At 41.2% G+C, this 23,655-nt stretch carries 18 protein-coding genes; 9 read left to right on the forward strand and 9 right to left on the reverse strand.

The annotated features are described in order from the left end of the window. Nucleotides 1-5: 5 nt before the first annotated feature. Nucleotides 6-1,097: a cytochrome c peroxidase gene (locus tag CXF93_RS12540; RefSeq protein WP_101062832.1), complete on the reverse strand. Its 1,092-nt coding sequence runs from the start codon at nt 1,095-1,097 to the stop codon at nt 6-8. 349 nt (nt 1,098-1,446) lie between these two features. On the opposite strand from CXF93_RS12540, the gene CXF93_RS12545 reads away from it, so the two are divergent. The 3 genes from CXF93_RS12545 to CXF93_RS12555 all read left to right on the forward strand — a co-directional run bounded on the left by CXF93_RS12545 (nt 1,447) and on the right by CXF93_RS12555 (nt 7,816). Beyond that, a complete protein-coding gene (locus CXF93_RS12545; RefSeq protein WP_232784192.1) occupies nt 1,447-3,768 on the forward strand; it encodes a HEAT repeat domain-containing protein in 2,322 nt (773 codons plus the stop codon). Between the two features lie 150 nt (nt 3,769-3,918). Next, complete coding sequence (locus CXF93_RS12550; RefSeq protein ID WP_101062834.1) at nt 3,919-6,465, forward strand: PAS domain S-box protein; 2,547 nt, start codon at nt 3,919-3,921, stop codon at nt 6,463-6,465. Then, the gene (locus CXF93_RS12555) at nt 6,458-7,816 is read left to right on the forward strand and encodes a sigma-54 dependent transcriptional regulator (protein ID WP_101062835.1); all 1,359 of its coding nucleotides are present in this window, start codon (nt 6,458-6,460) and stop codon (nt 7,814-7,816) included. Before CXF93_RS12550 ends, CXF93_RS12555 begins: the two co-directional genes overlap by 8 nt. 132 nt (nt 7,817-7,948) lie before the next feature. Here CXF93_RS12555 and CXF93_RS12560 read toward each other — a convergent pair whose 3' ends face one another. Further along, nucleotides 7,949-8,152 (reverse strand): cold-shock protein, encoded by a 204-nt coding sequence (locus CXF93_RS12560; protein WP_017219859.1) that lies wholly within the window; start codon nt 8,150-8,152, stop codon nt 7,949-7,951. A 294-nt stretch (nt 8,153-8,446) separates the two neighbouring features. Between CXF93_RS12560 and CXF93_RS12565 the strand changes: the two genes are divergently transcribed. The 3 genes from CXF93_RS12565 to CXF93_RS12580 all read left to right on the forward strand — a co-directional run bounded on the left by CXF93_RS12565 (nt 8,447) and on the right by CXF93_RS12580 (nt 11,992). Continuing rightward, nucleotides 8,447-9,808, forward strand: coding sequence for a methyl-accepting chemotaxis protein (locus CXF93_RS12565; protein ID WP_232784193.1), 1,362 nt, complete (start codon nt 8,447-8,449; stop codon nt 9,806-9,808). Nucleotides 9,809-10,491: 683 nt separating this feature from the next. Continuing rightward, entirely contained in the window at nt 10,492-11,463 is a 972-nt protein-coding gene (locus tag CXF93_RS12575) for a universal stress protein (RefSeq protein WP_101062837.1), read from the forward strand. Nucleotides 11,464-11,548: 85 nt separating this feature from the next. After that, entirely contained in the window at nt 11,549-11,992 is a 444-nt protein-coding gene (locus CXF93_RS12580) for a phosphate-starvation-inducible PsiE family protein (protein ID WP_101063350.1), read from the forward strand. Nucleotides 11,993-12,117: 125 nt separating this feature from the next. On the opposite strand, the gene CXF93_RS12585 is transcribed toward CXF93_RS12580, so the two are convergent. Further along, nucleotides 12,118-12,312 (reverse strand): DUF6435 family protein, encoded by a 195-nt coding sequence (locus CXF93_RS12585; protein ID WP_101062838.1) that lies wholly within the window; start codon nt 12,310-12,312, stop codon nt 12,118-12,120. A gap of 279 nt (nt 12,313-12,591) precedes the next feature. Between CXF93_RS12585 and CXF93_RS12590 the strand changes: the two genes are divergently transcribed. Next, nucleotides 12,592-13,881, forward strand: coding sequence for an O-acetylhomoserine aminocarboxypropyltransferase/cysteine synthase family protein (locus CXF93_RS12590; RefSeq protein ID WP_101062839.1), 1,290 nt, complete (start codon nt 12,592-12,594; stop codon nt 13,879-13,881). 181 nt (nt 13,882-14,062) lie between these two features. Here CXF93_RS12590 and CXF93_RS12595 read toward each other — a convergent pair whose 3' ends face one another. Further along, nucleotides 14,063-14,605: a DUF3332 family protein gene (locus CXF93_RS12595; RefSeq protein WP_101062840.1), complete on the reverse strand. Its 543-nt coding sequence runs from the start codon at nt 14,603-14,605 to the stop codon at nt 14,063-14,065. 285 nt (nt 14,606-14,890) lie between these two features. Between CXF93_RS12595 and CXF93_RS12600 the strand changes: the two genes are divergently transcribed. Then, nucleotides 14,891-15,286 (forward strand): DUF1090 domain-containing protein, encoded by a 396-nt coding sequence (locus CXF93_RS12600; protein WP_101062841.1) that lies wholly within the window; start codon nt 14,891-14,893, stop codon nt 15,284-15,286. Between the two features lie 130 nt (nt 15,287-15,416). On the opposite strand, the gene CXF93_RS12605 is transcribed toward CXF93_RS12600, so the two are convergent. The 5 genes from CXF93_RS12605 to chrA all read right to left on the reverse strand — a co-directional run bounded on the left by CXF93_RS12605 (nt 15,417) and on the right by chrA (nt 20,472). Continuing rightward, entirely contained in the window at nt 15,417-16,976 is a 1,560-nt protein-coding gene (locus CXF93_RS12605) for a methyl-accepting chemotaxis protein (RefSeq protein WP_101062842.1), read from the reverse strand. A 201-nt stretch (nt 16,977-17,177) separates the two neighbouring features. Then, on the reverse strand, nt 17,178-17,849 hold the full coding sequence (locus CXF93_RS12610; RefSeq protein WP_101062843.1) for an ATP-binding protein: 672 nt from the start codon (nt 17,847-17,849) through the stop codon (nt 17,178-17,180). A gap of 40 nt (nt 17,850-17,889) precedes the next feature. After that, entirely contained in the window at nt 17,890-18,330 is a 441-nt protein-coding gene (locus CXF93_RS12615) for a DUF5522 domain-containing protein (protein WP_232784194.1), read from the reverse strand. 16 nt (nt 18,331-18,346) lie between these two features. After that, a complete protein-coding gene (locus CXF93_RS12620) occupies nt 18,347-19,168 on the reverse strand; it encodes a cobalamin-binding protein (protein ID WP_101062845.1) in 822 nt (273 codons plus the stop codon). Nucleotides 19,169-19,320: 152 nt separating this feature from the next. Beyond that, entirely contained in the window at nt 19,321-20,472 is a 1,152-nt protein-coding gene (chrA, locus tag CXF93_RS12625; RefSeq protein WP_101062846.1) for a chromate efflux transporter, read from the reverse strand. Nucleotides 20,473-20,992: 520 nt separating this feature from the next. On the opposite strand from chrA, the gene CXF93_RS12630 reads away from it, so the two are divergent. Next, nucleotides 20,993-23,518, forward strand: a complete 2,526-nt coding sequence (locus CXF93_RS12630) for a VolA/Pla-1 family phospholipase (protein ID WP_101062847.1) — start codon at nt 20,993-20,995, stop codon at nt 23,516-23,518. Nucleotides 23,519-23,655 lie beyond the last annotated feature (137 nt).

Consider the following 23,655-nt stretch of genomic DNA (forward strand, 5'->3'; position numbering starts at 1 on the left):
CCTCCTTAGTTTTTAGCATTTTGCCAATCGGCAATAGGTGCATAGTTATAATCAGACTGAGTCCAAACATGCTGTTCAGTCGTTAAAGGCTCACTTGATAGTGATTTCAAGAAAGCGACTAAGGCTTTTTGTTCTTGCCATGTCAGATTCAATGGTTTTAAACGGCTGTCTTTGTTGCTGTCCGTACCACCACCGGTATTATAAAACGCGACCACATCTTCAAGTGTTTCCATCACACCGTTGTGCATATAAGGTGCTGTTTGTTGTAATTCACGTAGTGTCGGAGTCATAAATTTCCCCATATCACTGCCATCTGCTTTATGCGTTTGCACATGTGCGCCAACATCGCGTTTTAGATTCATGTAATTTTCATTACCCATGAACATATTAAAAGCGATAAAGGTTTGATGACGCAGGGGGTCGCGGAAGATATCGAAGTTTTCTTCAACACCGGTATTGTGCGGTTTGCCGTCACTTAACAGCGAACCATTGTGGCATTGCACACAACCCGCTTTACCGGTGAATAACGCTTGGCCTTTACTTGCCAGTGCTGACATTTCACCTTTATCAAATGGCGTAGTATTGGAAGTTAATGTTTTCAGGAATTCAGGAATTGCTTTACGAATGGAGCCATTAGACGGTTCGCCATAACCTGCGGCTTTAAACATACTCACGTAGATAGGATCTTGTTTAACTCGCTCTTGCATCAAGCGCATATCCATATTCATTAACCAATCTTCGGTTAACATTTCACGTGTTACATCGTTTAAGTTGGTCCCTAGGCGACCATCATGAAACCACACTTGTTTATAAGCGGTATTGATCAGTGTTGGTACATTCCGGAACCCCTTGCTACCAGGGTATGCAGGTGCTAGCGCATCTGGGTGTGAAAATCCATTGTCTGGTTGGTGGCACGATGCGCAAGACAACGCGCCATCGCCCGATAAACGCGTATCATAAAATAGACGTTTACCTAACTCTGCTTTTGCGGCATTCACTTTCAATGTTGGTAATGAACCAAACTCACTGGTACTGCTTGCAGCCCAACCTGAAAATGATAACGAAATCGCAGCAGTAAGGATCAGCATTTTTTTCATTATAAAGCTCCTTTGCTTCCTATTAATTGAAATAACATTAATCACAATGGGGTAATTGCATAAACTGAGCCAAACTAACAAAACAAAATAAAAAGCTAATTTACAGAGGCTTACGTTAAAGCGTGATCGAGTTAACATCCCTGTTTTTGTAACGTTTTATTAAATAATAAAAATATTAGTTGCATGGATCGTTAAATTCTTCTGCTTATAAAGAAAACGTTAAAATCACACGATTGGTGGTGGGAGCAGGTATAGACAGGCTGCACAGCAATTTACCTATTTAGGCATGCTTTATGCTTTAGGCTTTGTATAGATAAATGCAGAGAGAGTGAATCGAATGACACCTAACATGACACAGACGAATGCAGCTATTAATGAATTAAGTAAATTACTGGAAACCGGGGATGAAGCGCAGCGTTGCCATTCAGCCCGTGCGATAAGTGTCGCTAAAATAACCACAGTAACCCCGCAACTCAATGCCTGTTTATATCATCAGGACCCTGATGTTGTGACTGATGCAGCAACGGCGCTCGCCACGGCATGTGCGGGCGATTTAGAAAGCTTAGAAGATGTAGTAATCAACCATCCTGATAGCGATGCGCGATTAGCGGCGTTATCAGCAATCGCGAAACAACATAACAATGCACCACAACGTGTTGTCGATACGCTCACCCGCTTTGCAACGGGTCGCACTGCAGAAGATGATTGGGGACTCAGCGGTGGTTGGGATGATTGGTGGGATCTACAATTAACCGCAGTGCAATTACTCAGTGCAATTCAAGCAACACATAACCGTGATGTATTTGCGACCCTGTTTATTGAATTATTAAGTCAAGATCCAGAACCTGAGCTTGAACTGGCGCTGTATCGTGCGTTAGTCGATTTTCACCCACAGTTATTATTACAGCACTGGACCTGCGCACGGAAAATGAAGCAGCGCAGACTTGCCCGCGCCTTTGCCTCCAGCGTAACAACAACCGCACTAGATCATATGGCGGTTTGCTTAGAGTGTGACGATGTAGAAATTAAAAAAATTGCCCTTAAAGCCTTTGCTACTCACGGTAAAACACACGATGTTCAAGCTTACATCGCAGGTATCATTACCTGCCTTAGCGATGGTGAGCCAAGTGTACAAGCAGCGGCAACATCGGCACTCAATCAGCTTGATCAGCTAGACGCGTTACAAACAACTACCTTGATGCAGTTTACTAAAGACGCACCAGAGTCGAGTTTACCGAGCCTCATTCACCTCGTCTCTGGTCATATTAATCAATTAAATACCGCCGATATTCATTGGCTGGAAGCATTACTCACACATAGTGATATCGAGATTAAAATAGCGGTTATTAGCTGTTTTTCACAATTGCCAGAAGCACAGGTATTGTATTACTCAGAGGTCTATTTAACGGCATTAAGTAGCTGTTTAACCGCCATACAGGATCGTCATTTACCCCTATATCAACGCGCACAATTACTGCGACTATTAAGTCAATTTGATCAGCATGCCAGTCTTTCATTCCCGGTATTAAAAGCATTGCTGGAGAATGAAGATACCGAGACTGCTCTACGCCAATCGGCATTGGAAGCAATCACTAGCGAAACCAATGATGAAAATCAACAATGGCTAAAACAACTGTTACTTGGCCTTGCCTCACAAGCCGACACTATCGCCGTTACCCAAGTTGATGCTGCTGACGTTGAAAATAATAGCCAGCCTGAAAAAACAGCAGGTCGCATTAAGCTAGAAGCACTATTAGCTGAGCATGGCGATAAGTTTCCAGAAGACCAAGGGTTTGATAATGCACCAGTATCAACACTGGCGGCCATTCAGCAATCTAACGTCGAAGCAACGCTGTTATCGGCGGATGATAAACCTGATGATCAGACCTTAATGGAAATGATGGATGGTCTGGATGATGAATTTATCACTTATCGCAATATTGTCCGGGACCATCTTGATACTGGCGAGAACCTCGCATTAAATCGTAAAAAGATTGCCCGTTTACCGCAAACCGATAACAAGACGTTAGCGATTAGAGCGCTCGGCCACACTAAAACAGAAGCGGCGGCAACATTATTAATAGAAGCCATGCTCGGCGCGACACCAAAAGAACAGCATGAGCTATTTCAAGCCCTCACCCACATTGCCAAACGGCACGACTATAAAGTATTACGTAATGGCATTGGCGCTGCGGGTTATACCTTGCATTATGGTGATCCATTATGTAAGCAATCCGCCGCACAATTCTTAAGTCACATGCCTCTGAGCAAAGCGCTACCAATTTTACTCGTTGGTGCAGAAGACGAAAATGAACACGTGCGCGTGTGCTGTCTCGCCGCGCTCAATGTGCAGTTAGAAACCAAACGTTTGTTACAACGCCACCAGCAACAAACCAGCGAACTATTGGTCCGAAAAATACACGATCCTGCGGGCGGCGTGCGTAAATTAGCTTTGCAACTACTCGCCAAGATCGATTTGGCCAGCCACTTACCTGTGCTGGTAGAATTAGCGGTCAGCGATCAAGAAAGTAATATTATTGCCGCCCCACTGTTCTTTGCTCTACAACAAGACACGCTAAAAATTCTAGCGGACAATATCGCTAACTATGACGATCATCGCCAACCACTGGCTATCCAGTTAACGGGTCGGTTGCTAGCAATGTCTGCATAAATAAACCGACCTTAATGTCGTTTCGCATGATATAGCACAACTAATATATTGATTTAACATGACAAGAATAAATGGCATCGAGATACGGTGTCATTTTTTGTTACACTCATTAAGTCGGAAACTGAGCGCAGTGAATACATAGGTAATAATATGGATATATCGACAAATCGTAAAAAATTATACAAAGATCTCACGTATTGGCTGATACCTTGCTGGTTAGTCATTTTTATTATCATGACGATTCACTATTCGCTAAACATTACAAAGGACAAGCAATACTCATTACACAACGAACAAGTGATTGTGGAGTTAATCGAAAAACTACTGAATGACAGCTTTAACAGCATGACATCTGATGCCCTGATGTTGTCTTATACCGCCAAACAATTAACCCTCAATAACGACAGTTACTTGCCTTTAACTCATTATTTTGCTGAATTAAGTAAAAATGATGACAATTATGAGCAGATACGTTTTATCGATATGCAAGGCTATGAACGTATTCGTATTAATAATATCGCCAACAAGATATATACCGTTGATAGTCAAAATTTACAGAATAAATCAAAACGTTATTACTTCCAAAAGACCATGCAACTAAGTCAAGGAAATGTCTATATTTCGCCGATGGACCTAAACATCGAAGCCGGTCAGATCCAACAGCCGCTGAATCCCACGATCCGTATTGGGGTACCGGTATTCAATGCCCAAGATGAAAAAATAGGCGCGATCATATTAAATTACAAAGGCCGCAAACTAATCAATCGTTTATTACATATCTCACCTAATTTTATTGAGCATTTATACATACTCAACGCTGAAGGTGTGGCGATTATTCAACCCGTAAAAGCGGTGCCATCTCAGCCTGCTGCGCCAAATAAATTGTCAGCTGTAACGCAAGAATTCCAATTCAATACCAGCAAAGAATTAAGTACCGAATTACTAGCGCTGATGAGTCGCCAACATCAAGGCCAGCTGTTGTTTCAAGACAATTACATTACCTTCACTCAAGCGTTTTCAAATCGCAGTAGCAGCTGGACAATCGTGTCGGTATTTCCCCAACAACGGTTTAATTTAGCCCGTAGCGCGTTTACCGAACAATTCATGTTGTTGTACATAACACTGACCTTAGTAATCAGTTTTTTCGTGTGTCTTTTCCGCTATCATCGCCAACAAACCAACATCTTACGTAAACAACAGGCATACGATAAACAGTTCAGATTAACCTTAGAGAACATCCAGTATATTGCAGTATCGATTAACAGTGACGGCATCATTACTTTTTGTAATGACTTTTTCTTAAACTTGGTTGGCTATCAAAAACACCAAGTCATTGGCAAGCGCTGGGTTGATACTTTTATTCCGCAGAAACTACAACAGCAAGCAGCGGAAGCGTTGAAGCAAGCATTAGTACAAGAGCTGGATCAAACCAAAGTTGAAACCGTAGTACAAACAAATTCAGGTGAGGTAGTGTTGGTTTCATGGAGCAGTACCTATTCTCAAGCTCACGGTAAACAGCTAGCCACTGCCACCTTTATTGGTGAGGATATTACCGAACACAAGATGGAACAAGATCAACTGCAGCGCTTAAGTCACGCCGTAGAACAAAGTCATAACTCAGTTATGATCACCGAAATATCAGGTGAAATTATCTATGTAAACCCGGTGTTCTGTGAGCTTACTGGCTATCAAAAACAGGAAGTAATAGGCATTACCCCTAAGTTTCTACAATCAGGTGAGATGCCTGAGGTCGGCTACGACAGTCTGTGGCAAACTATTAAACGCGGTGATGAATGGCGCGGTGAATTCCATAATAAGAAAAAGAACGGTGATTTGTTCTGGGAACGTGCGCGTATATCACCAGTGAAAGACAGCGCGGGCAATGCCCTGTATTTCGTTGCGGTCAAACAAGATATTACCAAAGAGAAACAACTTGCCCGTGAAATGCAGGAACAAGAAGCCTTACATGCTAAACAAGACAAACTGGCCGCGGTAGGTAAAGTGGTAAATATGATCGCCCACGATTTAAGAAACCCACTGAGCTCGATCAAAATGGCGTTGCAGATTTATGCCCGTAAAGAGCAAGATGAATTGTTTGATATTTCACTTGAGCAAGTGCGTTACATGGAAGCTATTTTAGAAGATTTACTGTCCTACTCTAGACCGGAACAGTTTAAACCCGAGTGGCTTGATTTAAATAAACTGGTTGAGCTTGCCGTGAATAGTCAACGCCGTTTCGCCAAAGAAAAAGATGTGGCGATTGAGTTTAGTTATCCGCATAACTTACCGACGGTGTACGCAGACCCGATTAAATTGCGCCAAGCATTACAGAATTTGATTGTTAATGCGCTACAGGCAGCAGAAACCAGTGAGCAGGCTTGCCCTTTAGTGACAGTGACGACTAACATCTTACTTACTGATTCCAATTCGATGATCTTAATTGATATCACTAATAATGGAAAATCTATCGACCCTTGTATGGTCAGCAAAGTATTTGAACCTTTTTATACTACCAAGGCAAAAGGCACAGGCTTAGGACTTGCTATCGTACAAAAGATCATTGAAAGCCACAAAGGCAGTGTACGGTTAAAACCCATTAATCCAGTTGGTACGTTAGCGCAGATACAATTACCGTTATCTATCCACAACAGTGAACCGATTTCACCGAATAAGGACGTAGTTAACGAATATGTGTAAATTGCTTATCGTCGACGATGACAAAGGTATCAGTCGTACGCTCGAATTACATTTTCAAACCCAAGACCATGACGTTAAAACGGCAAACAGCGTTGATGATGGCCTCGCTATCGCGCAAGTTTTCATGCCCAATATCATCATCCTCGACATTAGAATGGAAGGTAAATCAGGTTTAGAAGGCATTAGTGAATTCAAACAGTTATGTCCGAACGCCCGCATTATCATGATCACCGCGTTTCATGACATGCAGAGTACCATTGAAGCGATGCAAAATGGCGCAGATGAATATATTCACAAACCGTTAGATCTGGATGAAATTGATGGCGCGGTGAGTTCGGCTTTACAATATCAAAATAGCAGTACTCTTGATGCAATTTCGATTCCAGACAGCAGTGGTAATTCTATTGTGGGTTGCTCTAAAGCCATGAAAGAAATATTCAAAAACATTGGTCGAGTGGCAATGACCAACGCCTCTGTGATGATCACTGGTGAGTCAGGCACAGGTAAAGAAATGGTCGCTAAAGCCATCCATAATGCTGGCAATAAGACCGCCCAACCTTTTGTGGCGATCAACTGTGCTGCCTTGGTCGAGACCTTGCTTGAGTCGGAAATGTTCGGTCATAAGAAAGGCTCGTTCACGGGCGCTATTAACGACCAAATGGGGAAGTTCGAACTGGCGCAAGATGGGACATTGTTTTTGGACGAAGTGGGTGAATTAGCGGGAGCTATTCAAGCTAAGTTATTACGCGTGCTGCAAGAAAAGGAGTTCACGTCTGTTGGTGGCAAGATGTCGAAAACTACCAATGCACGGATAATCTGCGCCACTAATATCGATTTTAAACAAGCAATTAAAGATAAAACCTTTCGTGAAGATCTGTTTTATCGCTTACAGGTGGTGCGTATTCATATTCCGCCACTGCGAGAACGTAAGGAAGATTTACCCATACTGATCCCTGCCCTGTTAGCACGTATCAACCGTGATTTGGATACCCAAATTAATCAGGTAGCTCGAGATGCAATGGAAGCGCTTTGTGCTTATGATTGGCCGGGTAATGTCCGAGAGTTAGAGAACTTACTTACCAAGGCCATGGCTTTATGCCCGGGTAAAATATTAACCCAAGATCTGTTTGAAGGCATTACGCCACAATCGACAGGTCTTGATCATACTAGCTCAACCAATTTAGGCTTGTTAGCACAGCAGGGGATTGCTGAATTAAGCCTGCAAGATCTTGAATTACAGTACACAGTCGAAGTACTCGAACGCGTCGCAGGTCATAAAGGTAAAGCCTGTGATATTTTGAAAATAAGTCGGCCTAAATTGCAACGTATACTTGATCGTATTGAAGCTTAAATGTTGATGTTCTCAGTCATAATACCCGTAGATAATACCGGGCTATAATAAATCAAGTCAATAAAAAAGGATTAACCCCCACTTTAATTTACTATAAATAGTGGTGATTAATCCTTTTAGCTAATGGTTAACTTAAATAGCTGTTACATTAGTAGCGCAAGGCCCTTTCTGGCCTGTACCCTCTTCAAATTCAACTTTCTGGCCATCTTCTAATGTTGCATAACCAGATGTTTTGATTTCAGAATGATGCACAAACAAATCATTACCGCCTTCGTCTGGGGTGATAAATCCAAAACCTTTGTCTGCATTAAACCACTTAACTGTACCTCGACTCATAACGCTTTATTCCTCAACTGACTTTAGTAACTGAATTAAGCATAGTAGAGGTCGCCTTATTGTCCAGTTTGTAAGCAACAAGACAATGAAAATGAGCTTTACATCTACTTACTAGATGGAAAATCTTATTTTAGCGGCTCTTTATGTGAGCATTACGATTAATAGCTAAATTCATTACATGATGTAGTGTTTTGTTATATCAGGGGCGTAATAATGAGAGAAGTTAACTTCAGAACCATAGATAAGCTGTTTATCAAAATGAACATTACTGATAAATTTAGGCTACTTTTCATTATGATATCAATAGCTTTCATTGGCCTCTCTGGCAGTAATTATTACGCGGAAATGGCGAGAATTGATGTAGCAAACCACCAACAGGCACAAACCCGTCTAACGTCTACAGTCGATGCGCTAAAAGGCGCTGGTTTAGACAACAGTGAATTAAAAAAAGCACTTCTACAGCAAAATATTCGCGTGTTTAGCCAACCAACGACGACGACACGCGACACTGAAATAACCGTGTCACAGTCTTTAGGCAAGGGTTACGCGGTACTGACTCATTCTGTGGATAACACTGAAGCACAGAGTCAGGCGTTCCTTAGTTTCTTACTTTCTTTATTACCGTTACCTTTAATTGGGCTATTTATCTACTGGTTCGCGACACATTTAAGCGGTGCCCTATGGGTTATACATCAAGCGACCTGCCGTATTTCTAATGGCGATTTGAGTTCACGCCTTGGCTTTCATGTTGGCCGTGACGAGTTTGGAGTAATCGGTTTCGAGCTTGATCGCTCAATGGATACGATTAGTGAATTAGTCGAAACAGTTAAAACCAGTACAGTTACTTTTCATCGAACGACAACGACATTTGAAAAAGATGCCCAAGATTCAGAACAACAAGTTAATCAGCAATATGCTTCTGTTGATTCTGTCGCGACCGCAATGGAAGAAATGTCTGCGACTGCGAAAGAAATTGCCGGTTTTGGGTTACAAGCTTCCCACCAAGCAGATAACGAAACAACTAAGATTCGCCAGAGTAACGAAAGGATCCAAGATGCTATCCTCATGGTGACCGAATTATCTGAGAACACCAATGCTGCTTCAGTATCTGTCGTTAATTTGAATGAGAGAATGACTGAAATTGATAATGTGATTGTCACGATTAATGGGATTTCTGACCAGACCAATCTGTTAGCGTTGAATGCTGCAATTGAAGCTGCGAGAGCCGGTGAACAAGGTCGTGGCTTTGCTGTCGTGGCAGATGAAGTCCGAACCCTTGCAGGTCGAACACAACAGGCAACTGTTGAAATACGAGATATGATTGACAAGTTACAAGCTGAAACTCAGGGTATCTCAAAAATCACGGCTGAAACCTTAGATCAAGCCAATAAAAGCCGAGAGATAATTACAGAAATTGGTACTGATGTGAATGAAATTGCGGAATCAGCGCAGTCAGTAATGGATATGAGCACTCAGATTGCAACCGCCGCCGAACAGCAAACGTCAGTGGCAAATAGTATTGCATCAGACCTTAGTGATATTCGCTCACAGTCAAGCGTGCTACTTACTGCAACGCAGCTATCAGTTACTGGGATCCAAGAGCTTGTCAGTGCATCTGAGTCATTAGGCTGTATCTTTGAGAAATACCACACTTAAAAAATAGTTAAGATGAACAATGTGTTGAACTAATGACTCCGAATCACTAGTTCAACGCATTCCAGCTATCATTCTTTTAACGACACTTTTAACTACACTCTTCATTACACTCTTCACAGCCCTATTCAGCAGTTCTAATATCGAAACTTAATTTCATATAAACGGCGCTGCATCGCAGGGTAATGCTAATTCAACGAGACTGCCATCTTTTATATGTGAGTAGTAAGCTGCACGAGAAAGGATAGCAAAACCAATCCTTGATAAGGCCGCCTTTAAAGCCATCTCACCACAGTGTACTGCGTTCAATTAAGCGAACTTGTAGTTTCAAATCGTACGGCTAGCGATATAGCGTACAACCTCAGACAGCCAAAGAAATCATTAAACAGACATTAAACGCGATCACCCTTCAAAATAACCTTGTTAGCCAGAAGCTTTTATTCTTCCTATACTTATAATTACCTTGCTGCATATTTTTTTCACCCTCGATGCATGGAATGGTGAATGTTAACGATCAGAGCAATTTGCTAAGTAAATTGAGGGCCCCCTTCAGTTCATTATCCTTGGCATCAATCTGGATCTAGACATCATCCGCACTTTGGGACTTGTAGCACTCGTCGTGATTGAAGTACACATGACACAGATAGTTAGCGTGTTTTTGAATGTGAATGATGGAGGTAAGTAAGATGAAGCGATTTAAAGATATTTTGTGTGTGGTGGAATCAGGTGAGGACTGTAAAGTAGTGCTGACTCGCGCAGTTGCTCTGGCGGAAAACAATCAATCCAGCTTGACCGTTATCAGCGTGATGCCGCACGTCAAGGGTGGGATTAGAATGCCAAAGGGAAGCTCGTTTTTAGCCAACCTTGAAGCTGAGATGGTCAACAGTCGCACACAAGAATTAGAAATGCTCATCGAGCCTTATCGTAAGCAGATAAAAATAGAATCCAAAGTGTTGGTTGGAACGCCTTTTCTTATGATCATTCGCGACGTTTTGCGTAATGGCCATGACCTACTGATTAAGACGCCAGAACAACAGGAGCGATTCGCTCGGTTTTTTGGCAGTGATGATATGCACCTGTTACGTAAATGCCCATGCCCTGTTTGGCTCATCAAACAAGAAGCCCCAAAATCTTATGGGCGTATTCTTGCCGCGGTGGATATCGATGAAATGTCATCTTCGGTTGATCAGCAAACACAGCAATCCATAAATCAACACATTTTACAAATGGCAGGGTCTTTAGCGCTGTCGGAATTTGCAGAGCTACATGTGGCAAATGCTTGGAATGTCATGGGAGAAAGCACCTTGCGCCATAGTGCATTTTCAAGAACCCCTGAGGAAGAAATTAATGCCTATGTCGAGCAGACTAGACAAAAACATGCTGACAGTCTGAGTGCACTCCTGCACGAACATCAAAATGATATCCTCGATTATCTTGCCCCACAAACCCATCTGCTGAAAGGATTAGCACGCAAAGAAATCCCTGCATTGGCGAAGCGAATCGAAGCGGACATGGTCGTAATGGGCACAGTCGCTCGGATCGGAATTCCCGGTTTCATCATGGGTAATACCGCAGAAACAATTCTCAATCAGCTTGATTGTTCCGTACTCGCGATCAAACCGCCTGGTTTTATAACTCCGGTTGAACTAGAAGACTGAATCAAGATGGAAAGTATTGCAGTGCTAGGCAGTGATGATGTTCAGTCACCACTTTTCAATTCACGGTCCTAAAAGGAAGCAGAAAATGATTGGTTATCTAAAGACCTTTGAGCGTATCATTACAGGAACGTTAATCGTAATGCTGGCTATTGTGGTTGTTTTAGCATTGATAGAACTTGGCTGGATCTTGACTAAAGACATATTAAAGCCACCAATATTAATTCTCGAAGTCGAAGATTTATTGGAAATATTCGGTCTTTTTCTACTTGTACTAATCGGTGTTGAATTGTTAGATACCATCAAATGTTATTATGTTGAAGGCAGGATCGATCTGAAAGTTATTTTCACTGTCGCTCTGATCGCAATTGGCCGAAAAATCATTATTTTAGAACCTGAGAAACATGACGGTCTCGCACTCATCGGGATCGGGGTCATTATTTTCTCCCTGGTAGCAGGTTATTTTGTGGTATCGACAAAAGGACTTAGTGTTCAACTTAGTAGCACTAAACCACCTCCTCCAGAGGACTGATATGAAAAATAATAACGCATAATTGTTGGCCGCATTGTACTAAGCACCTATTTTAGCCAACGATTATGTGATTCGTTATTTAAACACGATCGTTTAAAATAATTATCTAGGACTATCAATTATAACTATTTTTTCATTGGACTATTTTTAATTGAACTATCTAACGCATCGATTTCACTGGCTAATTTTTCAGCCTCAACAGTGAGCATTGAATATGCTCTAATATCGCCATTTCGCTGTGCATACATCGCTTGTTCAAGTTTAGCGCTATAGAGTTTAGTTAGTTTTTTGACTGGATCTCGTTTAAATATTGAATACATGGTCGTACTCCTCAGTTAGTTACTTAACCTATACGTATGAAAATGGATTTTAGTTTCATTTATTTACACGTTAAGTCATTTTAAATGATAAGCCCCCCCTGCTCTCCTTTATAAAACCTTGCGAATGACCAATTACTTTTCTGTACTAAACCTTTACCATATGTGAATAGAATCACACAGCTGCAACGAGAGTTGCATAGTTGTTAAAATAGTTTTAGACATTTAGATGGCTGTTTGATATGTTTATATTTCATTCAAAAGGAATTAGGATTAATCGATATGAAACTTGAATCATTGGCACTTCATCACGGATATGAATCTGAAGCAACGACGAAAGCAGCTGCTGTACCTATCTATCAAACAACCTCATATACTTTCGATAATACCCAGCATGGTGCTGATTTGTTTGATTTAAAAGTGCCAGGCAATATTTATACTCGTATCATGAATCCTACTACCGATGTACTAGAACAGCGCTTAGCCGCGATCGAAGGTGGTATTGGTGCATTAGCCGTCGCATCCGGCATGGCGGCAATTACTTATGCCATTCAAGCGCTAACACAAGTTGGCGATAACATTGTCAGTACCAGCCAACTTTACGGTGGCACATACAACTTATTTGCCCACACGTTACCGCGTCAAGGTGTCGATGTTCGCATGGCGGCATTTGACGATTTTGCAGGCTTGGAAGCACTTATTGATGAGAATACCAAAGCGCTATTTTGTGAATCAATTGGTAACCCTGCCGGCAACATTGTCGATTTGCAGCGATTAGCAGAAATTGCGCATAAACATGGCGTACCATTAATGGTTGATAATACAGTCGCGACACCTGTGTTATGCCGACCGTTTGAACATGGTGCCGACGTTGTGATCCACTCTTTAACCAAATATATCGGTGGTCACGGTACAACCATTGGCGGCGTAATCATTGATTCAGGTAAATTTGATTGGGCTGCACAGCCTAAGCGTTTCGCATTACTCAATGAACCTGACGTGTCTTACCATGGTGTTGTTTATACCGAAGCATTTGGTCCAGCCGCCTTTATTGGTCGTTGTCGTGTAGGTCCACTGCGAAATACCGGCGCAGCGCTTGCCCCACAAAGTGCATTTTTGTTAATGCAAGGACTCGAAACACTGGCGCTTAGAATGGAACGCCACTGCAGTAACGCATTAACCTTAGCTAAATATCTTGAGCAGCACCCGAAAGTAAATTGGGTGAATTATGCCGCACTCGAGAATAGCCCTTACCAAGATAACTGCCATAAGATCACCGGTGGTAAAGCGTCCGGTATCATCAGTTTTGGTATCAAATCAGCATTAGCTGGCGGCGGTAAAGAAGCCGGCGGACATTTCATTGATGCGCTGCAAATGATTTTACGATTAGTTAATATTGGTGATGCGAAATCATTAGCCTGTCATCCGGCGTCAACCACGCACAGACAGCTTGATGCTGCAGAACTAGCCAAAGCAGGTGTGTCAGAAGACCTTATTCGTATTTCGGTAGGTATTGAACATATAGACGATATTATTGCTGATGTGAGCCAAGCATTAGATCAAGTCGGTTAATAACGCTATTCTTCATTCTATAATGATCTGTTGATGTCTACTATGCGTATTCATCTTCAGTTCATGTCTCGTTCGATATTATGATTTTTACTTTTTACTTTTTGCTTTATAAGAAATAGAAGAAAATAGAAAAAGCCGACAGTTACATCGGCAATATTGATAATAGAACGTGATGATAAGTTTATGACGTTGTAAAGGCTTGTAATTGTTCCATCGATGTTTCGCTAACAACAACACCGTCGATGTAATACGTCACTAACTGACCTTGCTTAACCCCAGTTAATACTGCTTTATCGCCATTATTGTAGGTTATGTCCATCCGTAAGGTATTATCGTCCACTTGCGTCATCACGCCTGTTTCGATAATACGTAGATTAGCGAGTGGTTTAATTGGTGCGTCTTTCAGCGCTGGATCTAAGTCGTCATTTATTTTAAATGTGGCATCTACTTTAGTATCAAATATGTGTGGTTTATCATTAAGCGGGTTTGTGCCAGTCCAAAATCCGAGTGAATTAAAGATCAAGTAATCGACTGCCACCGATATCCCATAAACAGGGGCCATTAAGATATTCAAGCCACCTCGAGCATAGCGATTATCAACCACTTCGACATTGAATTGCATTACCTTGGCAGTGACAGCGTTACTGCCGACGCAACCCGTAATACCGGTAAGAGAAGAAGCCAAAGCCGTCGCGATTATGATTTTTTTATATTTGTTATGCATTATCATTCCCTAATAATTAAAGTATTGCTATAAACCTAAGTCTTTCTATAAATTAAAGATGAATATTTTCAAAGTACTCTTATATTTATGTACACTTTAGCTAAAAGGGCAATAACTAAAGACTAAAGTGCAATAACTAAAGACTTATGACTGTTCTTTATCTAAAAACATACGCTTACGAGCCATCCACAACGCGACTCCCTTAGTCTTAGAATGAATATTATTCATATTCAGTTCATTTGACCTTGGTAAAATCGTTACATGATAATTAAGAGGGATATTTATATGAAAACCAGCTTTAAACTAGCTCTGTGTGTACTACTCGGTATATCGACCAATGCCTTTGCCGCTGATTGCAGTGCTTTAAAAGCATGTGATAAAAAGGTTTGTGAGATTAATAAACAATTGTCGATGGCTAAATCTGATAATAATCAACATAAGGTTGATGGCTTAAATAAAGCGTTAAAATATACCACTGAATATTGCACAGTCGGCGGTTTACGTGATGATATACAAGATAAAATAGATGATGCGATGGAGGATATTGAGGACTATAAATCAGACCTCAGTGAGGCGGAATCAGAAAATAAAATGAATAAAGTTCAAAAGTACGAACGTAAAATTAAACAAGAAAATGACAAGATATCAATGCTTAAGCTTGAGTTAGCCGATTTGGAATAAAGTGCAAGCGCCTTTATACGATCAATTACCAGACTGCTATTTTAATCCCCTGCTAGATGTAATAGCTAGCAGGGGATTACCAAAATAAACTGACTACCATGACAACAGCAGTTCATATCTAAACTAAATGCTATATTTTAAAAGAACCTACATGTTGATCCAAAGTGTATGCAAGTTCAGTTAAATTTCTACTCGTCACTTCTAATTCCTTACTCGCAGCAGCGCCTTCAACTATTGAGTGATTCACAGTATCCATATTGATGTTAATCTCATTAGATACGCTAGATTGCTCTTCGGTCGCCGTGGCGACTTGCGTATTCAAATCAAGAATTGCGATAACCTGATTTGATATTCTCGTCAATGCTTCCTGCGCTTCTTCAGTAGCCTTCGAACCTTCAACCGTTAAAGACTTACTACAACTCATCGCGTCCACAGCGCTTTTTGCTTCACGTTGCAGTTGATCAATCATATTCTGAATTTCACCTGTAGATTTAGCGGTTTTAGTCGCCAACGTTCTCACTTCATCAGCAACAACTGCAAAGCCTCTACCAGCTTCACCAGCACGAGCAGCTTCAATGGCCGCATTTAAAGCAAGCAGGTTAGTTTGTTCTGAAATACCATTAATCACTTCAAGTATCGAACCGATAGATTGAGTTCTTTCTGCTAAAGAAGTAATGACGAGAGAGGTGCTGTTAATTTCTTCGGACAGATTACGAATTGTGCCAGCCGCCTCTTGCAATACATTGTTACCCTCTTGCGTTTCATTATTCACATTTTTAGCGGCGTCAGCGGCGCCCGATGCATTTGAAGATATCTCATTAATGGTGGCGATCATTTCATTCATCGACGTTACCACCAATAAAGATTGTTCACTTTGCATTTCACCGCGAGATAAAGAACGTAATGCTTGGTTTCTTACATCTGTTGCTGAATGACCTAATTCCAAGCCCGTTTTAACGACTTGTGTGATGATCTCATTAATGTTTCCGGCAAATGCGTTGAATGCTTTAGATATATTAGCAATTTCATCATTGCCTTTTATAGGCAGTCTTACGGTTAAATCGCCATCACCTTTCGATATATCTTCCAACGCCAATTGTAAACCAGAAAGCGGTTTGAAAAGACGGCCCATCAGCCAAATAAGGACACATATGCAAATGAAAAATATACCCGAGATTGCAATTAACTGCGTGATTAAAATATCAGCTGCCGCTTCACTTACTTCAGTAATCGGAATACCAATATCGACCGTACCATACAATTCACCATTAACGTAGATCGGTGACATGATGTCGTAAACCCATACTTCTTGTACATCGGCATACCATTTTGAATGTTGTGAAACGCCTTGGCTTGCTCCTGCTACGCTATAACTGTCATCATAGACTTTATTGATTTTTTCTTTATCACTGTGCGCAACTGCTTTAACTTCTTTGTTAATAACAATCGCATAGGAAATATCTGGACGTACTTTCAGCTCGGTAACTAATTGTTGTAAATCAATGATTGGCTGTGATGATTTTTCTAGCACATATTCAACATTTGTAGCGAGTAAAGAGGCTTGCTCTTGTGATTTTTTTAGAATTATTTTATCTATTTCTTGATGAGAAATATAAGATGTTGACACAATGCTCGTTATCGCAGCAATGACAAACATTGCGAAGACTACTATTAGTATTATTCTTTTCATTATGTACGTCCTTGATGTTATTAATAATCCCTTTAACTAATGAAGGCATTAATTAAAATAGTATAACTGTCACGCCTGTGTTCGAACAGACATTAGCGTTCAATTTAAGATCGCGATGCTATTATTTTATTTAAATCTAATCAATTATAAGCGCAACGGTAAAGCGCTTTTACTTTTATTTTTATTTTTATTTTTATTTTGCTATCCAACCAGTTCCAAATCTATCCAGGTATAGTGCCCTTCACTATTCAGCTCACCGGTTTTAATATCAATGGGTTTTGAAAACAGCGGACTATCAAACACAAAGGTATGAAATTCACCATTCTCACCGCAAGGGTCAATGCCTTCAGGTAAACTAGCGATAAACGCGCTATCAAACACTTTACCGACAAAATCAGCAGATAATCGGCGTGGATCAACACAAGTCACCATCGCTTTCTGGCCACCAGCTACCATATCATTGGCTAGCTGTTGGGTATCCAATTCCCACAACGGGAAGATCGCGTTAATACCAGTACCAACAAGATTATTCACCCGGTAGTTTTTTATATCGGCCAAAAACAAATCTCCATAAGCAAAATTCACAACTTTTCGCTGTTTGGCCTGTTCAACGAACGCATCCATTATCGCTTCGTATTCAATATTACTACACGGATAAGGGATTTCAATAACATCCAAAGGCAAGTTCATTGCTGCAGCCTGACGTTGTAATAACTCAATACGCACAGAGTGTACTGCAGTGCGTTGATACAGGGCATTGACCGAACAAAAGATACCGACTACTTCGATAGTTGGATCTTGCGCCAATTGCAGGCAAGTCCAGGCGGCGTCTTTGCCGGTGCTCCATGAAATTAATGTCTTTTGCTTTTCCATAATTTACTCATCCAACAACTATCCATTAACTACTCAACGCTTATTTATAAGCGCAATGACGACAACCATTACCACAACAGCGGGCACGTTTTAAATGGTACCACTCGCTAAAAACATAACGGCCATCTTCAATGGTAAAGTCAATATTCTCGACCAATTCGGTTTGATGACGATACGGTTCCGCAATCGCAAGGCGCGCCTTAGGTGAACCAGCTGCATTCAGCTGTTTGATGATTTCAGCACCGATAGCCTTGGCTAAACAGGTTTTACACAAACAATCACTGAGTGTACCTAATGGCATTATTGCCGGTAAATCTTGACACCAACAACTACCCTGCTCGCTTGCCGAGGCGACGCCACAACCAAACTCTGCTTGGCATTCTGAACATTGCTTCGCAACTGGCGCAATCACGGTTGATGACACTTGCTCTGTATTCTCTTCTATGTTTACTATTTTGTCTTCAACAACTGATTTCGTCATACTTTCAATATCCAAGTTATACATTCTCATTTTCGTTTAAGTACTGCTGTTGCCATGCTTCGATAATAGCAACAAGTTGGTCTAAACCATCCGTTAAAGCTGCAGGACCCGGTTGTAATATATTTGCCGATTTAACTTCAAATAATTGTTTATTTTGCACTGCGCTGATCGCATCCCAGCCATCGCGTTCTGCAACCTGCTCAGGCTGAAACTTACGTCCACACCATGAGCCAATAATGATGTCAGGATTAGCATCGACCACGATACTTGGATCGGCAATAATACGATTCTTCGCTAATGACTCTTTGGCAAGATCAGGGAAACACTCGTCTCCCCCAGCTATCTCAATAAGTTCTGAAACCCATTGGATCCCCGACATTAATGGATCATTCCATAGTTCAAAGTAGACTTTCGGACGTTTACGGTATTTAGCAGCATTGAGTTTAATGCGGGCAATTTTACTTTCAATATCAGCTAACCAAATAGCCGCTTTATCACTGGCGCCGACCAGACTGGCTAGCATCATGATCATACTAAATACTTCATCAACAGAACGCTGATTAAAGATATGCACAGCAATACCCTGCTTGATTAATGCGCCAGCGATATCAGCTTGAATATCAGAAAATCCAAGCACTAGGTCAGGTTTTAAATCGAGGATCTTATCTATCTTTGCAGACGTAAATGCAGATACTTTTGGGTGCGCTTGTCGCGCGTGCGGAGGACGAACAGTAAAACCTGAAATACCGGCGATACGAGACTCTTCGCCCAATATATACAGCATTTCTGTGGTTTCTTCTGTTAAACACACAATCCGTTTCGGGTAGTAGTCCTTCATTTTATTTAATCCGCAATTTGATTCTATTTGCGAAAGTATATCTTGTTTATAACAAACTAAATACCCAGCAATTATAAGGTTATACTACCTTTATTCGTGCTTTCATTGCTGGGTAACGTTATACAGACCGACTTTATATTCTGTACGTAGTCTTACAGGCCCAGTACATAACCAAATGCAATAAAGCCAGCAACCACCGCCATAATCGGTAATTTCAATGTGCGTAGCGCAAAGAAACCAACAATCACCGCAGCCATGTCGACTGGATTAATGATCGCAGAAGTAAATACCGGGCTGTAAAGCGCAGACATCAGCAAACCAACAACCGCGGCATTAATACCCCAAACAGCACCCGCCACTTTCGGTTTGGCCGCTAACGACTCCCAAGCACCATGGAAACCCAATACCAGTAAGAAACCCGGTAAGAAGATAGCTACGGTTGCAATCAACGCGCCCATTAACGGCGAGTTAACTAAGAGATCAGCACCTAAAAATGCAGACAGTGAAAACATCGGACCCGGTACAGCTTGTGCCGCAGCATAACCCATTAAGAAGCGGTCAGTATCAATAGCGTCACCTAAGGCTTGTTGCAGCATAGGTAATACCACATGGCCGCCACCAAATACTAAACTGCCCGACTGGAAGAAGTCTGTAAAAATAGTTAACCATGCAGGTGAGTTCGTTAATAACGGTAGGCCAGCAAACAACACTGCAAAGATCGCAAGCGGTAAGTAATTAACGCCGCCTTTTGATGTGACTACTGACGTTATTGCACTTGGCTGTTTAAGTTTCATACCCACGATGGCCGCTGCAATCAATACCAGCATTTGGGTTAATAGACTTGGCACAAGCAACAGCACGGCTGCCGTAACAACACAAATCGTTACTGTCGTGCGCTCTTTACAAAAGCCTTTGTACATATTCAACGTTGCATCAGCAACCACCACAACCGCTAACAATTTTAGTCCATGGGTAATACTCACTAACCATGCTGCGTCTTGTGTGGCGTTGGTCGTTGCTAAGATATACAGCAATAATACCGAAGGAAATGTGAATGCGATAAAGGCAGTGAAACCACCAATAACACCGGCGCGACGTAAACCGATAGCAAAACCGATCTGACTTGAACCTGGACCAGGTAAAAACTGGCTTAACGAAATTAACCTTGCATAGCTTTCGCTATCTATCCATTTTAGTTTTTGCACGAATGTTTTTTCGAAATAACCGATATGTGCAGCTGGGCCACCAAAACTGATCCACCCCAATGTAAAAAACTGCCAAAATACTTCTAAAACTTGCTTCATTACGTTGCCTTTTATAGCTGTTATGCGATACCAATTTCGCGTCACTATTGTATGACAGTTTTATGACAGTTTTATGACAGTTATATGACAAAAGCGATGCTTTGTAGCAAGTTATATCGTAAGAAACACTTATCTTGGTCTCTTTTAAAACAAGTAGCTTAATAATGAGATAATTAACGTTATATCAAGAGCCTGGAGCCGATAAACATACCAAAATGGTTACGCTCATGTCGACTCGCTGTATACATCAACCTTCGCTCTCACAAATAAGATTATCGCAACATAAAATAGAAACGAACACGACATAAATGTTAACCAAAAGATCTTATATGACGCAATGTCGTGAATTGTAAACAAATGAAAACATCCTTTCAATCCAGAACAATATAACAAAGAATACCTCAAAAGTGGCACTTTAAATTATAGATTAATCATAGCCAGTCTACTTAACAATACCAATATATAGCACTTCGTTAACGCTGAAGTGTTAATTTTCTACATTCAAAAATCGAGATTATAAATGACAAATAAAAAAATGCTTGCGATTACGATTGCAAGCGTACTTGGATTAACAGCCTGCGGAAATGACAAAACAAATCTAAGCAACAATAACGATGACATTATTAAAGATTCTCTTAATCGCCAATCAAGTATCGCGTTTGATTTAATCTCGTCGAAAAAAACCGTGTCGATACCCACTTATTTATTGATGGATAGCTCAGATGGTACGTTAAACATTCCACTTAACGTTGAAGATGATCCTGCCGACCGCCGTAATCCAGCGGTAGCGATGGGTGATACCGATGGTTGGAGTCCAACGCAACCTTTCGTCATTGAACTTAATTTACCGGCCGAGGTTACCCTAACAACAGATATCGAATTATTAGAATCTGCCGTTAAAGTGGCTAAAATTAACGTATCAAGCGCTAAAATATTTAGTATTCAAGATCCATCTGTAGATATATTAACAGCAGGTGTCGATTATGAGGTGATTTCAGACGGTACATCATTAACCGTATTACCGCTTAATGGGAGTCTGGAACCCGGCAGTGACTATATTTATGCCATCACAGATACACTCGTCGATAGCGCTGGAGACCAACTCGGCATGTCCAGCAACTATGCGTCATTGAAAAATACCAGGATAGCGCAAACTGGTAACGCCTTTGAAATACCACAAAAAGTAGTCTGGCAGGCTGAAGGCTTGATGGATCGTTACGGCATCGCCGATTATAAAAACATTATTTACTCCAGTTGGTTTACCACGTCTTCTGCTGGTGAAGCGCTATATTTTACAAAGTTAGCGACAGCCTTAACCCTGCAATCAATCAGTACAGAAGCAACTGCAAATAAAATATGGCCTTTGGAAGATGATTCACTTCTGCCTAACAGTGCAAATCCAAATAATTTAGATTTGACAGGCTTATATGATCCTACGATATCAGGACTAACGGCGGTAACACCTGCGTCAATGATGCTAGAGTCGACTGGTATTAAAGTTTACAAAGGTAAAATTAAGCTTCCTTCGTTCCTAGAACGTGATATAGCCAATGACAAATGGAAGAATACGCCATGGCAAAGTGCGATGCCAAGTCTTGCTATTATTTCTGACGTATTAAATTCAGGCTCTGATGCAGAAAAATTAGAACTCGGCAGACAGTTAGCTGCAGCAGGGATTAATCCAGCAAATTTTGCGGATACCGAGGAACAATTCAAACTGGTTGGTCAATCGTTCACGCTTAATGGAAAGCCACTTGATCGCGAGCGTTTAATCACGAAATACAGCCCATTGCCACAAGTTAAAGTCGTTGAAGATGTTAATTTTTTATTAATTACACCAACAACAGATAAAGATGGAGAACCCGTTACAGCTGAAAATAAAGTGCCAGTGGTCATCTATCAACATGGTATTACTTCTGTTAAAGAAAATATCTTAGCCTCTGCTGAGGCGCTTACTAAGGGCTATGCAATACTGGCCATTGATTTACCACTCCATGGTGAACGTGCGCTTAAAGGTGATATTGTAACAACCCCTAATGAGCCAGAGGTGTTCCTGAACTTTGAATATCTCCCTGTGGGTCGTGATAACATGCGCCAAGCCGTCGTTGACCTGCTCGGTTTACGTGCAGGTATAGCGATGATAGGGTCGGCACAGGAAAGCAACACAACAAGCATAGAAAATACAGCATTTGCTCTTCTTGATACAAAACACGTCAGTTTCTTCGGCCATTCACTTGGCGCAATGACAGGCATTGGCTTGCAAGCAACAATTGATCGCCCTATCTTAGGCAGTAATATATTAGGTAATGATATATTAGGTAATGATATGTTAGTTAATGATATGTTAGTTAATGATATGTTAGTTAATGATATGTTAGTTAATGATAGCTTCACCATTGATAAAGCCGTATTTGCCAACCCAGGCGGTAGTATTCCATACTTACTGCTGAATTCAGACATCTTTGCTGGAACGCTTAAACATAGCTTGATGATGGGAGTAAGTACTGATTACCAAACCTTTGCAGATAAGTCATGTCGTAAAGAAATGGGTTGTTTTAACAAATTCTACAAACGCGCAGCCGATACACCAGGAGCTCAAGCAACAGTCGACGCTACATTACAAAGCTTTGCAGCTGTAGCTCAAACGGTTCTTGAGACAGTTGACCCATTTTCACTTGCACGAAATATCGATGCTTCGACACCCATTTACCTCGCTCAAGTTAAAGGCGATATGGTCATCCCCAATATTGTGACGACGAACACAGGGGAGAATACAGATAATAAAAATGCAGCGCCTTTTTCACCTGTAGCAGGTACGACACCACTAATAAAACAACTGGGTCTGGATAATATTGCTACAGACAATTCTACAATCAAGAAAGTGGCATTAGTCAACGTCGGTGAACATAGCTCTGCAATTGCATATAACAGGTTGACGCCAGGTGCTAAAAAAATTGCAACCGAGGAATTACAACGCCAAATCTCAAGCTTCTTAGCTGGTGACGGCTCTAGCACTCAAATTATTGACCCTACCCTACTTGATTAACCCAATAATCAAACAATAAAATGAGTACTTACTCATCACAAACCAAGGTTTAGTGATAAACCTTGGTTGCTAAATCATGAACCCTATTTAAAAGACTGACACAGTAAATATGCCACAGCCGATACTGCAGTATGATG

The organism is Moritella sp. Urea-trap-13, from assembly GCF_002836355.1.
Lineage (GTDB): Bacteria > Pseudomonadota > Gammaproteobacteria > Enterobacterales > Moritellaceae > Moritella.

Coding starts and splice junctions, on each gene's coding strand:
- CXF93_RS12540 (WP_101062832.1), bottom strand. CDS start 1,097: ATGAAAAAAATGCTGATCCTTACTGCTGCGATTTCGTTATCATTTTCA.
- CXF93_RS12545 (WP_232784192.1), top strand. CDS start 1,447: ATGACACAGACGAATGCAGCTATTAATGAATTAAGTAAATTACTGGAA.
- CXF93_RS12550 (WP_101062834.1), top strand. CDS start 3,919: ATGGATATATCGACAAATCGTAAAAAATTATACAAAGATCTCACGTAT.
- CXF93_RS12555 (WP_101062835.1), top strand. CDS start 6,458: ATGTGTAAATTGCTTATCGTCGACGATGACAAAGGTATCAGTCGTACG.
- CXF93_RS12560 (WP_017219859.1), bottom strand. CDS start 8,152: ATGAGTCGAGGTACAGTTAAGTGGTTTAATGCAGACAAAGGTTTTGGA.
- CXF93_RS12565 (WP_232784193.1), top strand. CDS start 8,447: ATGATATCAATAGCTTTCATTGGCCTCTCTGGCAGTAATTATTACGCG.
- CXF93_RS12575 (WP_101062837.1), top strand. CDS start 10,492: ATGAAGCGATTTAAAGATATTTTGTGTGTGGTGGAATCAGGTGAGGAC.
- CXF93_RS12580 (WP_101063350.1), top strand. CDS start 11,549: ATGATTGGTTATCTAAAGACCTTTGAGCGTATCATTACAGGAACGTTA.
- CXF93_RS12585 (WP_101062838.1), bottom strand. CDS start 12,312: ATGTATTCAATATTTAAACGAGATCCAGTCAAAAAACTAACTAAACTC.
- CXF93_RS12590 (WP_101062839.1), top strand. CDS start 12,592: ATGAAACTTGAATCATTGGCACTTCATCACGGATATGAATCTGAAGCA.
- CXF93_RS12595 (WP_101062840.1), bottom strand. CDS start 14,605: ATGCATAACAAATATAAAAAAATCATAATCGCGACGGCTTTGGCTTCT.
- CXF93_RS12600 (WP_101062841.1), top strand. CDS start 14,891: ATGAAAACCAGCTTTAAACTAGCTCTGTGTGTACTACTCGGTATATCG.
- CXF93_RS12605 (WP_101062842.1), bottom strand. CDS start 16,976: ATGAAAAGAATAATACTAATAGTAGTCTTCGCAATGTTTGTCATTGCT.
- CXF93_RS12610 (WP_101062843.1), bottom strand. CDS start 17,849: ATGGAAAAGCAAAAGACATTAATTTCATGGAGCACCGGCAAAGACGCC.
- CXF93_RS12615 (WP_232784194.1), bottom strand. CDS start 18,330: ATGACGAAATCAGTTGTTGAAGACAAAATAGTAAACATAGAAGAGAAT.
- CXF93_RS12620 (WP_101062845.1), bottom strand. CDS start 19,168: ATGAAGGACTACTACCCGAAACGGATTGTGTGTTTAACAGAAGAAACC.
- chrA (WP_101062846.1), bottom strand. CDS start 20,472: ATGAAGCAAGTTTTAGAAGTATTTTGGCAGTTTTTTACATTGGGGTGG.
- CXF93_RS12630 (WP_101062847.1), top strand. CDS start 20,993: ATGACAAATAAAAAAATGCTTGCGATTACGATTGCAAGCGTACTTGGA.